General features: G+C 41.1%; 14 protein-coding genes and 1 pseudogene. 13 read left to right on the forward strand and 2 right to left on the reverse strand.

Annotated features, from left to right (window positions below):
- Positions 1-107: 107 nt before the first annotated feature.
- On the reverse strand, positions 108-692 hold the full coding sequence (locus tag ACT3RM_RS13615) for a PH domain-containing protein (protein ID WP_441834888.1): 585 nt from the start codon (positions 690-692) through the stop codon (positions 108-110).
- A 54-nt stretch (positions 693-746) separates the two neighbouring features.
- Positions 747-1601 carry a D-hexose-6-phosphate mutarotase gene (locus ACT3RM_RS13620; protein WP_441834887.1) on the reverse strand — a complete coding sequence of 285 codons (855 nt, stop codon included), beginning with the start codon at positions 1599-1601 and terminating at the stop codon, positions 747-749.
- 375 nt (positions 1602-1976) lie between these two features.
- On the opposite strand from ACT3RM_RS13620, the gene ACT3RM_RS13625 reads away from it, so the two are divergent.
- The 13 genes and pseudogenes from ACT3RM_RS13625 (at position 1977) to ACT3RM_RS13685 (ending at position 14622) form a co-directional block, all read left to right on the forward strand.
- Entirely contained in the window at positions 1977-2474 is a 498-nt protein-coding gene (locus tag ACT3RM_RS13625) for a MarR family winged helix-turn-helix transcriptional regulator (RefSeq protein WP_441834886.1), read from the forward strand.
- Between the two features lie 121 nt (positions 2475-2595).
- Positions 2596-3921 (forward strand): porin, encoded by a 1326-nt coding sequence (locus ACT3RM_RS13630; RefSeq protein ID WP_441834885.1) that lies wholly within the window; start codon positions 2596-2598, stop codon positions 3919-3921.
- Between the two features lie 405 nt (positions 3922-4326).
- Positions 4327-4704, forward strand: a pseudogene (locus tag ACT3RM_RS13635) (YbaN family protein); the annotation flags it as partial.
- Positions 4705-5013: 309 nt separating this feature from the next.
- Positions 5014-5646, forward strand: coding sequence for a PepSY-associated TM helix domain-containing protein (locus tag ACT3RM_RS13640; RefSeq protein WP_441834884.1), 633 nt, complete (start codon positions 5014-5016; stop codon positions 5644-5646).
- Complete coding sequence (locus tag ACT3RM_RS13645) at positions 5646-6149, forward strand: DUF2271 domain-containing protein (RefSeq protein WP_441834883.1); 504 nt, start codon at positions 5646-5648, stop codon at positions 6147-6149. The genes ACT3RM_RS13640 and ACT3RM_RS13645 overlap by 1 nt, the downstream gene beginning before the upstream one ends.
- 34 nt (positions 6150-6183) lie before the next feature.
- Entirely contained in the window at positions 6184-7029 is an 846-nt protein-coding gene (locus tag ACT3RM_RS13650) for a DUF4198 domain-containing protein (RefSeq protein WP_441834882.1), read from the forward strand.
- Positions 7030-7309: 280 nt separating this feature from the next.
- A complete protein-coding gene (locus tag ACT3RM_RS13655) occupies positions 7310-9838 on the forward strand; it encodes a TonB-dependent receptor plug domain-containing protein (protein WP_441834881.1) in 2529 nt (842 codons plus the stop codon).
- Positions 9839-10044: 206 nt separating this feature from the next.
- On the forward strand, positions 10045-10983 hold the full coding sequence (locus ACT3RM_RS13660) for a DUF4097 family beta strand repeat-containing protein (RefSeq protein WP_441834880.1): 939 nt from the start codon (positions 10045-10047) through the stop codon (positions 10981-10983).
- A 69-nt stretch (positions 10984-11052) separates the two neighbouring features.
- Positions 11053-12903 (forward strand): monovalent cation:proton antiporter-2 (CPA2) family protein, encoded by a 1851-nt coding sequence (locus ACT3RM_RS13665; protein WP_441834879.1) that lies wholly within the window; start codon positions 11053-11055, stop codon positions 12901-12903.
- 130 nt (positions 12904-13033) lie between these two features.
- Positions 13034-13333, forward strand: coding sequence for an NUDIX domain-containing protein (locus ACT3RM_RS13670; protein WP_441834878.1), 300 nt, complete (start codon positions 13034-13036; stop codon positions 13331-13333).
- A gap of 44 nt (positions 13334-13377) precedes the next feature.
- Positions 13378-13683, forward strand: a complete 306-nt coding sequence (locus tag ACT3RM_RS13675) for a hypothetical protein (protein WP_441834877.1) — start codon at positions 13378-13380, stop codon at positions 13681-13683.
- 129 nt (positions 13684-13812) lie between these two features.
- A complete protein-coding gene (locus ACT3RM_RS13680; RefSeq protein ID WP_441834876.1) occupies positions 13813-14058 on the forward strand; it encodes a DUF3297 family protein in 246 nt (81 codons plus the stop codon).
- 351 nt (positions 14059-14409) lie between these two features.
- Positions 14410-14622, forward strand: coding sequence for a DUF3299 domain-containing protein (locus tag ACT3RM_RS13685; RefSeq protein ID WP_441995103.1), 213 nt, complete (start codon positions 14410-14412; stop codon positions 14620-14622).
- Positions 14623-14797 lie beyond the last annotated feature (175 nt).

A 14797-nucleotide genomic window follows, 5' to 3' on the forward strand; every position in this document is an offset into this window, starting at 1 on the left:
GAATGGTAATGGGTAGCAGATTTAATATAGCGTCTTTAACAAAACGAAAACTAAAATGCAGTACAAAATAAACCAGCGCCCATGGCGACACACGTTGCCAATGTAGTTTATCCATTATTCGTTTCATCACTCAAAGTCGATGCTGCTTTCACTAATTGACTATGACCACGTTGCTGTTGGCTTTGCTTCTGGTCACCTTCATTGTATTGCTGCACATATTGGCGAATATCTTTACAGTCATCATGGCTTAAACCACTAATATTCAGATCGGCGCTGACACCACCAGCACTATATAAACGTAAACTTGCCAAACCGAGTTTACGTTCAATGGGTCCGCGATGAATTTCAGTATGCTGCACTCTTGAAAACGGTAAAATAGTAACCTGCTGCCAAATCATCCCTTTGCGATAAGCAATATCATGTTCACGCATCGCTACACCTTTTAAGCGCACACTCAGCACATTATAAAGCAGTGAAATAACCAACAATATGGGTAAACCAATCAATAGGAATAGTTGCGCTTTATCGGCAAAATCTTCATTAAAAAAGCATATCGCCGCAAATACCGCCATCAGCGGTACATAAAATATCAACCAATTGAGCTGAGCATGCAACAAAGCTTTGTCTGCAAGCGGTTTAAATGCAATATACTGGTGTTTAGGTAATGACTGTAACTGATTATTTTCGAACACGCTTTATCCTTGTAAAGCCAACGCGATAACGCTTGCTTAGGTTTCCTTTAAAGTTTAAATCCAGGAAATAGTGGTCGCTAAAGTATGACTTTCATTAGGAGCAATTTGTACCACATCATCCATTACGTTTGCTGCTTCTAGGCATAGCATGGTTTGATATTCGTCATCAGCAAAATTTGATAAACGCTTTGATTTATCGATCCACGGGTTCCAAAGCACACAAGAGGTTGAGTTTTCACGACCAACTTCAATTATACCATCAGGTGTTATAATGCGCTGCGTATCTGGTGCTTGGGTATACACCATATCTGTTTCACGAGCAAAACCGACAAGTTCATGTTGCTCAAACGGACCTTCTCCAAACTCAATGTATTGCGCTCCTTGCAAACCGTCTATGTGTGTTTCTTTAATCGCTGGAGTTGGAAAGTAGGTATGTAGTGCTTGGGTAAAGCTAATGACTTGATTACTTAAATTGGTGGTAGTTAAACGTACTTCTAATTTGTTAGTTAAAACAAATTCAACTTTTAATGTAGACTTATGTGACCAGTACGTATCATCTACTTCTGCCATAGGTAAGGTTAAACTCACGCGTATTTCGTTACCTTGCTCTGTTACTTCATCTGCGCGCCACAGGCTTATACGTGCTACACCATGAGTTGGCCAATCAGAGTTTTTTGGATTGGCTCCAAACCAAGGCCAACAAATAGGAATTCCACCGCGTACACTCTTACCTTCTTGGAAGTCTTCCTTGCTGGAAACCCAAATTAATGGCTTTCTATCTTTAGGTGTAAACTCGGTGAGCTGAGCTCCTTGCAGGAAAATTTTAGCGCTACACAACTCACTGGCAACATTAATATATTCTAAGCCTGAGTCAGCTTGCTCAATACTTACAGATGGAGATAATTTCATAATACGTCCCATAATAATGAAAAGTCTAAGAGCACTAAGCCCTATCGCAAAATTAACCTTGAAAGGTCAATATGCCCTCAGCAGTGAGTACACCTTACCCAATACTCAGTCAGTTAGTAAATATTATTTCGTTACTTTTTATGCTGAGCCCTACAACCCCCCCCTTATTCTATCAAAGTGAATGTTAAAAAATTTAATTAAAAACTTGTTGATATCTGTGAAATACTTTCTACTCTAAATAATTTTATTGCAGTAAACAGTGCCCATTATATTCTTTATAAACACAAGTTATTTGAACTCTATTTATTTGATCTGTAACATTTGCTTATTGTACTAGTCGCAAGACTATTAAACGCCCTACCAGTGAGATTAAAAATGCAAAAATACGACGAGTTGTTAGTGGCTTTACGCCGTGTTATCCGTGCCATAGATCTTCATTCTAAACAGCTAAATAAAACCTCAGGATTAACCGGCCCACAGTTACTTATTATGCATGAAGTAGCTCAAAATGACGGTATAACCGCCAGTCGAGTAGCCCTAAATGTTAATTTAAGCCCTGCGACTGTCACTAATATTCTTGATAGACTTGAAAATCGTAATTTAGTTAACCGCGTTCGCAGCCAGTTAGATAAACGCCGTGTTAGTTTATATTTAACCGAAAGCGGTAAAGAACTACTAGCTAAAGCACCGCAACCACTGCAAGAGCACTTTATTAATAAATTTACAGCGCTCGATGAATGGGAGCAAAGCCAACTACTTTCTTCAATGCAACGTATTGCTGCAATGATGGATGCCGATAAAATTGATGCTTCGCCATTCCTTGCCGTAGGGACCCTTATAAAGCAAAGCGACCCAAAAGTATCAGATAGCTAAATAAACTCACATTAATGATTGAAATTTAATGGTTTACCTCCCTAATTTAATATCGCGACTTGGGTTAAAAGGTAATTTAATCTATCCTTGTAAGTACCTATATTCACTTTAGCGATGATTCATGCTTAAACCTTCAAAGTTAGCCTTCTCAGTCATGCTGGGCGTAACTTCTAGTTTTTCTTACGCGTCAGATATTGATGACATGAAAACCCAGTTAAATCAACTACAACAGCAAATGCAGCAACTCCAACAAAAGCTGGATGCCGCAGAGCAAAAAACTACTCAACAACAGCAAACTATTGATCAGCAAATAGCAAAGCAACAAAAAGTTGAAGAGCAAAAAACAGCGGTTGCTGTTGAGCCAGAAAAAAAACCTCAAGGCATTAAGATTGGTGGCGCGATACGAACCAATTATAGCCACACTTCATATGAAGAAGGTAGTCAAGATCGCGGTGGCGATTTTGATTTTGATATTTTCCGTTTAAACTTCTCAGGCGATGTCGGCGATGTTTCGCTCAATGCTGAAATTCGCTTTTTTGAATATATGACTGCCGTTAAATATGCTTATGCAGCTTACGACTTTGCTGATGATTGGCAGGTACAAGCGGGTATTACTAAAGTGCCGTTTGGTAACTGGCCATATAATTCACACAACTACTTTTTTAGCACTGGCTATTATATCGGCCTTGAAGACGACCATGATATGGGCGTGCTATTCAAACGTAAAATTGCCGACAATTGGCAGCTTGATTTAGGCTTTTTCAAAAATGATGAGCAAGGCGGCGTTGACGGCTATGTAGACAACCGCAGCGATCGTTACTCGTATGATGTAATTGGCTTTAGAAGCGCCGATGAAGGAATTTATGCCGACCCAAGCGAGCAAGGCGGTAACCCAATAGGTGAATACAATACCTTTTCAGGTCGCTATGGCTACCATTTTGAGCATGATGGCGGCAAAACCGAAGTGGGCTTCTCGGCGCTTGCCGGTGGCTTACATGATGGCGTAGACCGTGCAGGTGATTACAATGCCTGGGCTATGCACCTAAATAGCACGATTGGCGCATGGAACTTACAACTGCAACACAGTGAGTACGATTACAATATCGACAACACCAACCGCATGGCCGTTGGTGCTTATTCATTTTTCGATAGCATCGCCTCACAAGCAACCATGACCAACGCTAACGTTGCTTATAGCGTGCCAGTAGAATGGGGCCCAGTAACAAATCTGCAATTTTATAACGACTACGGCATTATTTATGATAAATCGGATAACACCGATAATACATGGATGAACGTAACGGGTGTTTCTATTACGGCTGGCGGATTACTCACTTATGTGGACTATGTACTTGCTAAAAACCAACCCTTTGTGGGCGGTTCTGTTGCTGGTAATAGTGACGAAACCGAACGTCGCTTTAATATTAACGTAGGTTATTATTTCTAGCAGCTGCGACTCACTTATTTAGATAAGGAAAGGGGCTCTGCCTCTTTCCTTATCTAACAAGTCCTATCTACTATCATTAAACCTTCCCCAGCCTAAGGCGAGTTTATTTTTTGAGATTACTTTTACAACAGTAATTTCACACAGATTGTAAATTTAATTTTATAAATTAAACCAAAACCTTAAACTCAACTTTATTAAAAATATAAAGTCGAACACTTCTCTAGTTACAGCTAATTTGGTGCACGCTATTTAACTGAACCCAAAACTGAACGTGGTAGTGCGAAGCGTCATCTAGTACAATTAATAGTATCTTGTATTGAACTTCGTGATGAGTAAATAAGCACTGCTCTACGGTACACGTCAAGCCTTTACCCGTTTTCAACTTTACCAGGCCTAAGTCTATCCATGAGTTATAAAACTATTTTTGCCACTTATAAAAATATAGTTTATCAAGCTATTGGCTTAGTGCTTGTAGCCCTAGGTATTATTGGCATTTTTTTACCTATTATGCCCACCACCATATTTTTTATTTTAGCACTGGGCTGCTTTACACGCTCATCACCAAAGCTTGCGGCCTGGCTACTTAACCACCCTCGTTATGGCGCATCCCTGTACTATTGGCATGAATATAAAGTAGTACCTCTAAAAGCTAAATGTTTTGCAGGTCTTGGCATGCTCACTGGCTTTATACTTTTAGCCCTAACAAGCCCTCCCGGGTGGGTTTTATATATTGTTGGAGTGATTGAAGTTAGTGTGATGATTTATTTAATATCGCGGCCAACTACGGTAAATCAAGCTCGTAAGGGTATGAATAACCATCGCCAAACTAAAGTACTCGCCCTATTTATGGCCATACTTATTCATAGCATTGTATTAGCTATTGTATTGTATAAGCCAAACTAAACCGGAACATAAACTCAGTTGCAACTACTTATTCAATTAGCTTGGTTACCAAATCCCACGATTAAAAGCTCCCTACCCACTAACACTATTTTTCCACCTACTACCAATCCCAAATAAAGGAACGTGAATTTAGTTGCTATAGCTAATACAAATGATTACCATAAACAAAAAATATAACCCTATTTGTTTATGCCATTATTTAATAAACGTGCTTTTTATAGCCTTAGTCGCGCACTGCATATCTACCTATCAACCGCTTTACTGTTTCTACTTATTTTATTTTGTGTAAGTGGCATAGTACTAAACCATGTTGACTGGCTTAAAGGTGATAAAGATAACGGCCAACTAAGCCAACCATTACCTGCAAATTTAGTTAATAAAGCGCAGCTTACCCCTGATAATTTAGCCAATGTATTTACTGATATTGAAGTATACCTAGCCAATCAGTACGGCTTAAATCACCCAAAAAGTATTGATTGGGAAAAACAAGACGCACTCGTGATGCTCGACTATCCACTACCAGCAGGGTTTGCATTTGCTGAAGTTGATTTTATAAGTGGCGAGCTCAATCTTGAATACCAAACAGGGGGTGTATTGAGTTTAATCAGCGACTTGCATAAAGGCCGCCACACTGGCGAAGCATGGAGTTGGGTAATTGATATATCGGCCGCGTTAATGATTTTATTTGCCATCACCGGCATGATCATTTTATTTCAAAACAGAAAAAAACGCTTAGTAGGAATATGGCTAACTGTGCTTGGGGTCGCAACGCCTGCAGTCATTTATTTATGCTGGGTTCCGCAACTAAAAGGAGTGTCTTAATGTTAAAACTAAACACCTTATTTGCCGCTGTTGTATTATTTACAGCGGCCTTATTTCAATCAAATGCTGAAGCAGCTGAACTTGAAGTTGAACTCACCTTACCTGAGCTTGATGTTCAGCCTTACCACCGCCCATACGTGGCTGTTTGGCTTGAAACCCCCAAGCGCAAGCATGTAACGACAATTGCATTATGGGTAGAAGAAGCTGAATGGTTTAAAGACTTACGCCAATGGTGGCGTAAAGCGGGTAAAACCGATATTAACTTTGACGGCATAAGTGGCGCCACTAAGCGCGCTGGTACTTATACAATTGATTGGAATGGCAAAGATTTAGAGGACAACGCCGTAGCACCGGGTAAATACCTTTTAAATATTGAAGTAGTTCGTGAAGAAGGCGGCCGTGACTACACTCGCGTTGAGCTTGATTTAACTAAGTCAGGCAAGCTAACAATTGATGGTAAAAAAGAATTTTCGACAAGTTTCGTCACAGTAAGCACTAAGTAGCTGCTACTTAATCATTTGAATTTAAGGAAATACAATGAAAATTAATTTATTAAAAACTGCATTAATCGGCGCACTTAGTTTATCAGCGCTTGTGTCTACATCTGCAAGTGCACATGCTCGCTGGTTGTTACCTTCGCACACGTCATTATCTGGCGACAAAGCCCATTACGTAATGATTGACGCAAGTATTTCAAACCAAATATTTGCACCAGACAAAGCCTTTAAACCAAAGGAAAAAGGCGCAGAGTACGACGATACGTTATTAATGGCGCTTGCACCAAATGGCGAGCCTGTAAGCGACACCATTCGTGCATATTACTTAAAACGTAAAAGCTCAGCTGCAGTAAGCCTTAATAAAGAAGGCACTTACCACATTGCTATGACCCAAACACCGCGTTACATGACCTTTTATAAAAATACTCAAGGCAAACGTAAACGTGTATTTGGTAAAAAATCAGAAGCGAAACTACCAAGCGATGCAACTCAAATTAAAACAACAAAGATGATTTCAACTGTCGATACCTTTGTTAGCCGTAATGGCACATCAAAACCAGCGATGCTAGGTAAAGGGTTGGAGTTAAGCGGTCCAACACATCCAAATGACTTATTTGCAGGCGAAGCCGCTAAATTTCAGCTTTTACAAGATGGTAAACCAGCAGAGGCAGGCATCGAAGTAAGTATTTTAAAAGGCGATACGCGCTACCGAAACGTACGTGGCGAAGTAAAAGTAACTACAGACAAAAACGGCTTTTTCACCGCAACGTGGAAAAAACCGGGGTTGTACTTAATCGAAACATCATCAGATTTTGATAGTGACGAAGAAGGCGTCGATGCAGGTCGTTATGCTTTATTTACAACACTTGAAGTAGCGCCTGAATAATTTTTTGCGCAATTTATAAAATAAACAAAGGCCAAGCACTCGCTTGGCCTTTTTACTTATTAATAACTTTTCATTATAATTACCTTGAATTCGTAACTATTCGACACAAAAATGTAACTGCAGCGATCTAAACGTCTTTAACACACGTAAAGCTTGGCCTCCTGTGTTAACAACTTAGCATATCTTAGACAGTTTTTATCTTTGCATACAGGTAGCGCCTTTTATATTATGCGCTCCTTTTTAAAATCAATAGTCAGCAGCCCTCAAGGGAATCAACATCATGTTAAAGCCATTATCAGCCAAAAAAGTAGCACTGAGCTTAGCCGTTTCTTCTGTGCTTAGTGCACCCTATTCTTCTGTATTCGCTGTAGAGCAAGATGTTCAAGCCGAAAAAAACATTGAAGTGATTTCAGTAACAGGTACTCGCCGTAGCTTACGCAGTATTGCCGAAAGCTCAGTACCTGTAGATATTATTACCAGCGGTGATATGCAAAGCACCGGTCAGCTAGAAATAAGCCAAGTACTTGCAAACCAAGTACCTAGTTTTAACTACCCAAGTGCAACACTTGCAGATGGCACCGACCACGCAAAACCTGCTGTTTTACGTGGTTTAGCACCCGATCACACCTTAGTGCTTATCAATGGTAAGCGCCGCCACTCAGGCGCCTTATTAAACTTAGGTGGCACAGTTGGTCGTGGCTCTACGGCGGTTGATTTAAACATGATCCCAACATCAGCCATTAAACGTGTAGAAGTATTACGTGATGGCGCAGCAGCGCAATATGGTTCTGATGCAATTGCCGGTGTAATTAACATTGTACTTAAAGATGCCACCGAAGGCGGCAGCGTAAGCGTAACCTACGGCGAATACGACACCCAAATGGCAGGTGTACCTAACCTAGAAAGCACTTACGCCGACGCAAATGGTAACCTTGCATTTAATACTGGCGCCGACCGCGAAGTAAACGACGGTGCAACACGCACAATTAGCGCAAACTCAGGATTTGAGCTTTTAGATAACGGCTTTGTAAACGTCTCTATTGAGTATCGCGATAACGACTCAACACAACGTTCAGGTTTTGACCCGCGCGAGCAATACGACCGCCTAGAAGATGGCAGCTTAGACCCGCGCGAATTTACCTTCGACCGTTATAACCACCGCTTTGGTAAAGCCGACCTTGAAGACTACGCCCTGTTTTATAACATGGGTTACGACTTTGATAACGGCTATAACCTTTACTCGTTTGGTAGCTACTCAAAACGCGAAGGTAACTCAGGTGGTTTTTACCGCCGTGCAAAAGACAGCCGCAACGTATTAGAAGTGTACCCTGATGGCTTTTTACCGCAAATTGAAACCAACGTCCAAGATTACTCATTAGCACTTGGCCTAAAAGGCGAAACTGGCGACTGGACATGGGATGTAAGTACCAACTATGGCCGTAACGACTTTGGCTTTGGTGTTGTAAACAGTATTAATACATCACTAGGTGCAAACAGCCCAACCGAGTTTGACAACGGCGCACTGGTTTACGATCAGCTTTTAGTTAACGCCACAGCCAATACTACGTTAGATTTAGGCTTACCAGATGACGTATTTTTTACTGCAGGTACAGAGTATCGCCACGAAAGCTACAAAATTGAACAAGGCGAAGAAGCTTCTTACATTACAGCGCTTGATAGCAACGGCAACCCAATTGCAGCCGGTGGCGCGCAAGTACTTGCAGGTTTTAGCCCAGAAAGCGTAACCGACGAAAGCCGCCATAATGTAGCGGTATTTGTAGAGTTTGATACTTACCTAACAGAAGATTGGAACGTAGTTTTAGCCGGTCGTTACGAAGACTACACCGACTTTGGTGATACGTTTACCTCTAAACTTGCTTCGCGTTACAGCATAAACGAAAACCTATCTCTACGCGGTGCAATTAGCACAGGTTTCCGTGCACCATCGCTTGCACAAAGCTCATACCAGCAAATTTCTACCGTGCTTGAAAACAACGAACCGTTTGAAGTAGGTTTATTTCCAACTGACTCAGCCGCTGCACAAGCACTAGGCGCAGAGCCACTTGATGCAGAGGAATCGGTAAACCTAACAGCGGGCTTTATTTACACCCAAGGCAGCTTTAGCTTAACTGTTGATGCGTACCGCATTGATATTGATGACCGTATTGTATTGTCTGAAAATCTAGAAGGCGATGCCGTAGTAGAAATACTACAAAATGCCGGCGAGCTAAACACAGAAAGCGTACGTTACTTTACCAACGCGATTGACTCACGTACACAAGGTGTAGATATCGTTGCCACTTACAACTTAGAGTTAGACAGCTTAGGTGATTTACGTTTAAACGTAGCCGCTAACTTTAACGACACCGAAGTAACGCACGTAAACGACAACCCAGCACAGCTTAACTCTCTAGGCGAAGACTACGTAGTATTTTCACGCCGTGAAGTCGGCCGTTTTGAAGAAGGCACACCAGATAGCAAATGGAACCTATCAGCAGTGTGGAACTTTAACGAATGGCAAACAACCCTTCGCGCAACACGCTACGGTGAAGTGGCTGATATTTCAACCACCGCAGCTGGCGACGAATACCTAGATCCTAAATGGATCACCGACCTCGAAGTGGCCTACCGTCCAGACACCACATGGAAATTTGCTTTAGGTGCAAACAACCTGTTCGATCAGTACCCGCAAGCAACGGTAGATAATATTGGCTACTCTGATTTTGGCCAAATATTCCCATACAGCCCGTATGCACCTTACGGACTAGACGGGCGTTTCTTGTACGGTAACATTACTTACAGCTTTTAACACTCAGGTTAATTAACGTAAGCAATTAAAAAAGGATGCCATGTGCATCCTTTTTAATTATTTTTTAGTGTATTTAACTACTTATTAGTAAACCTACGTTTTTAACAAACACACAACCTAAACAAAAACAACAGCTTATAACTGGTCTCTTTTTTGCTCTATTGTGCTCAGACTAAATTCAAACAATAAAGATAAAAGGATTAAACATGAGTTCATCAATAGTACCTCGCATTACAAAACCACTGTCACTTATTGGCGGTATTTTATTATTAAGCGGCTGTGTATTTCACATATCGCCAAGTGTGGCTAGCGTAAAACAAACACAACAACTTACATTACCAAATAATAATCTTGAGTATTTAAATGTGTTAAGCGGCGCTGGTAGCCTTGAAATAAAAGGCTCGCAAACAGCCACCAGCATTAGTGTTAACGCCACTATTTACACAGCCGACATTGAAGACGAATACGAACTAACGCTCGAGCAAGACGGTAAACAGGCAAAGCTTGTTGCCCAAAATAAAAGCCGTAATGGCATTAGCTTTTACAGTGGCCAATCTCCACATATTGATTTAGTTGTTACTGTGCCAAATAATCTAAATTTAGATATTGATGATGGCTCTGGCGATATTGTAATAAGTGCTATGCAAAGCAATATGAATGTAAAAGACGGCTCGGGTGATTTAACTATAAGCGGCGCTAAAAGCCTAACTGTTGACGATGGCTCAGGTGAAATAAACCTTGAAAACATCGTGGGTAATTTAGAATTAACCGACGGCTCTGGCAGTATTCATATAAACAACGTAAGCGGCAATGCAACTATTGAAGATGGTTCGGGCGAAATGCACGTGAGCAACGTAAGCGGCTCGCTAGACGTTGAAGATGGCTCGGGTGATATAGTAATAAGCCATATAAACGGAGCTGTTAATGTTGATGACAGCTCTGGCGACATGCTTATTGAGCATATTGGCTCAAACGTAACAATTGAAGACAGCTCGGGAGATATTCGCGTTAATCATGCAAAGGGGCTGGCTATTACTGAGTCGGGCTCGGGTGATGTAAGTATCGATAACATTAGCGGTTCAGTAAAAGTAGCTGACAAGTATGAGCTAAAAATAACGTATTTTAAGCCACATGAATTATTGTAATTTATAAAAACCTAAGTCATTCTATTTATGCTCAAATACCTTGAGCATAAATAGACCTAGGATAAATGCGTGTTAGAAATTGCTTTAATTTACTTAGCAGCAGCCATCGTCGCTGTTCCTATTGCAAAACGAATCGGACTTGGCTCAGTGTTAGGTTATTTAATTGCCGGAATACTCATTGGCCCTTATACGCTGGGTATTGTGGGCGATCAAACTGATGTAATGCACTTCGCCGAATTTGGCGTAGTAATGATGCTGTTTTTAGTCGGCCTTGAACTACAACCTTCGCGTTTATGGACATTACGCCACTCTATTTTAGGGCTTGGCGGCTTGCAGGTGGTACTGACCGCCGCAGCTATTTTTGCATTTTGTTATTGGGTTTTTGCCATGCATTGGCAAACCGCACTCGCTATTGGTTTAATGCTGGCGCTCTCCTCTACCGCTATTGTACTGCAAAGCCTTGAAGAAAAAGGCTGGCTAAAGCAAGAAGCCGGACAAAACGCGTTTTCAGTATTATTGTTTCAAGACATCGCAATTATTCCTATTTTAGCCCTACTGCCACTGCTCGCATTTGCCCCGCAAACCAGCTCAAAAGAAATCAGCGATTCAATTATTGCAAGCTGGTCTGTATGGCAACAAGTATGTATATCGGTTGCGGTTATTGCCGCTATTATTGCCAGCGGAAAATATGTATCGGCGCCGTTATTTAGATACATCGCCCAAACGCACATGCGCGAAATATTTACTATTTTTGCACTGTTTTTAGTGGTCGCTATTGCGCTAGTTATGCAAAGTATTGGGTTATCACCTGCACTGGGTACTTTTTTAGCCGGCGTTGTACTTGCCGAAAGCGAGTTTAGACACGAATTAGAAGCCGACATAGAACCCTTTAAAGGCTTACTATTAGGATTGTTTTTTATAACTGTTGGCGCATCAATTAACTTTGAACTGCTATTTAACGAATTTATTACCGTTATAGGCTTAGTGGTTTTACTCATTGTAGTTAAAGCCTGCATTTTATTTACCCTTGCTGTTACCTTTAAAATTAACCGAAGACAGCAGTTACTATTTGCCCTAGCGCTGGCCCAAGGCGGTGAGTTTGCCTTTGTACTGTTAAGCGTAACCACTACGCTCAGTATTTTAACGCCCGAGCAAACCAGCCTTGTTACCTTAGTTGTGGCGGTATCAATGTTAATAGCGCCGTTACTACTTATGGTTTATGAACAAATACAAAAACGCAGCAGCAGTGCTATGCCTGAGTTTGATAATCCAGAAAAAATTAGCACCGCTAAGCACGTAATTATTGCGGGCTACGGCCGTTTTGGTCAAATTATAGGCCGTTTACTGCACGCGCAAGGGTACGAAATTACCGTACTTGATCACAGCCCTAGTCAAATAGAGTTACTACGCCGTTTTGGCAAAAACGTATTTTATGGCGATGCCGCACGCCAAGAACTCCTTGAAGCCGCAGGCGCAGACACCGCGCAAATGCTGGTAATTGCAATTGATAATCCCGATAAAACCATTGAGATAATTAAACTTGCACATAAAAACTATCCGCAGCTTAAAATTGTTGCTCGCGCAATCGATCGCCGCCATGCGTATCAATTACTTAATTTAAAAGTAGATGCGTTTAACCGCGAAACAGTCGACTCAGCTATTAACCTTGCCGTAGAAACACTCGAGTTACTAGGCAACACTAAGCAAGATGCAGAGCGAGCAGGTAAGCTGTTTAGAGACCACGACCGTGCTGCAGTACTGCAGCTTGCTGCATTATGGGGAGACGATGCCAGCTACGGCGTAGCGGTTCGCCAACGCATGGAAGATTTAAAACAAGTTCTACAACAAGATAAACAAGCTCAGAGCGACTTAAATACCTGCGATAGCAGTGATTGCGAGGAGCGCAGTAAAAATACTTAGCGTTAAATTATTACTGTAACTTAGCTGCATTGTCGTATTAAGAGTATTTGTTAAACATAAAGCCAGCACTTCTAGTTTCTAACCCAGTGCTGCGCTAAACTATCGACAACTAAGTTATTGGGTATTTATCTTGACTGAAAATGCGACTCTTCGTCAGCCTTATTCTGTATTAGTGGTTATTTATAAAAAGAGTAAAGATTTTTTACTGATCCAACGTGCTGATGACGCAAATTTTTGGCAATCGGTTACTGGTGGAATTGACGAAGGTGAGAAGCCACTAGAAACAGCATACCGGGAGCTTTTAGAAGAAACAGGTATTGATGCCCGCGCATTAGGCATAACCATACGCGAGCATCATAAAACCAATCAATATGCTATTCGTGAACATCCAGTATTTAGCATAATGACTTGTTTTACTTTACTGAAATAAACACTTACCATGATAAAATGATTAAAAAACAACCAAGGATGGAAATGAAGATCTTATACGTTTTTTTATTGCTGATAACATCACAATTAGTTCACGGCCAAACTACCAGTATTTCTGATCAGCGACCTCTCGCTGACATACAAGTACAGTTCTTAGATCAGCAAGGTCGTTGGCATCGACTGCAAAAAATACCTAATCGCCAATCCGCTCGAGAGTTACTAAGTGTAGAAGAGAAAGATTGTGTGATTAGTCGTTTTAATATATCGACCAATGGGCAAGTTAAAGATATTGAGATTAATAGCATCGAGCCAACACGCTCTAGCAAACAGCTATATAAAGTAACTCGCTAGTTAATACTCGCTTGGCGCTGGCCTAAGCAAGAACAAACCTGCGATTAAACATTTATGCTTTAGCGCTATTGAGCCCAGAGCCTGTATTGCCTACAATAGCGCACAATCTATTCAATGCAGATCACAATTATGACTGATACAAATAAACCTGAGTTACCAGACCAATTATCTATCAATCCACGCAGCAAGTTTTATGTTGAAGAAATATTTGAACATGAAATTGGTGTCACCTTAAACGGCAAAGAACGTTTTGACGTTGAAGAGTATTGCATCAGCGAGAGCTGGATCAAAGTAGCCGCACCAAAAGCACTAGACCGCCGTGGTCAGCCTTTACTAATGAAAGTAAAAGGCACTGTTGACGTGTTTTATAAATAAACACTCACCTCATTGTCGCCGCTTTTATCTAGCAGACAATGAGGTATGCAACGCACTTTTATAGGCTGCACATGCTGGTAAAAGTGCAGTTATTACCGCAGCCACAGTTATTAACCCTGTCATCAGCAATATGTGCCTAGTAAATAAACTTCCAGTCACAAATAAACCAAATTCTGTTGCTAACTAATCACCTGACATCATTAAACTTGCACTAAGCAGTAGTACTGACCCCACACTTGCTACAAGAATAATCACTAACGCAACGCCTCGACCAAAATTAAACTAAAAGTAACTAGCGGGCTAACACCAACAAGTATTAATACTGCAATTTCAGCTTTGCGTGCACCATAGATGCAAACAACATGGTTAATAAACCCAATAACGACGATAGAAATATTTGATCAAAAAGCCATTCGCATCCCAGAGATCATCTTACCTTTAGCATCAAATGCAAAGCAAAATGTCACTAAATTTTTTAAAGTTCCTTACTTTCGCGTATGTTTTTATATGCCAGCACCGCTGGTCGAATCAAATATGAACCGCTTTGGTTGGAGAGTACGTTAATAATTGAAAGCATTGAAAACAACGTGGCTAGTTAAGCGCACCGCCTACAGCTAAACAGTGTAAAACCTTACGAAGAATGAGTAACAAGGCATGCCATTAATTGCGCCTGCCAATTACCATCTGTTTGGGTGGCGATTATTTCGAGGCGGCTTTCAGCCACTTCCTCTAACGGTAA

The sequence above is a fragment of the Pseudoalteromonas sp. AOP7-A1-14 genome, from assembly GCF_052376275.1.
Lineage (GTDB): Bacteria > Pseudomonadota > Gammaproteobacteria > Enterobacterales > Alteromonadaceae > Pseudoalteromonas.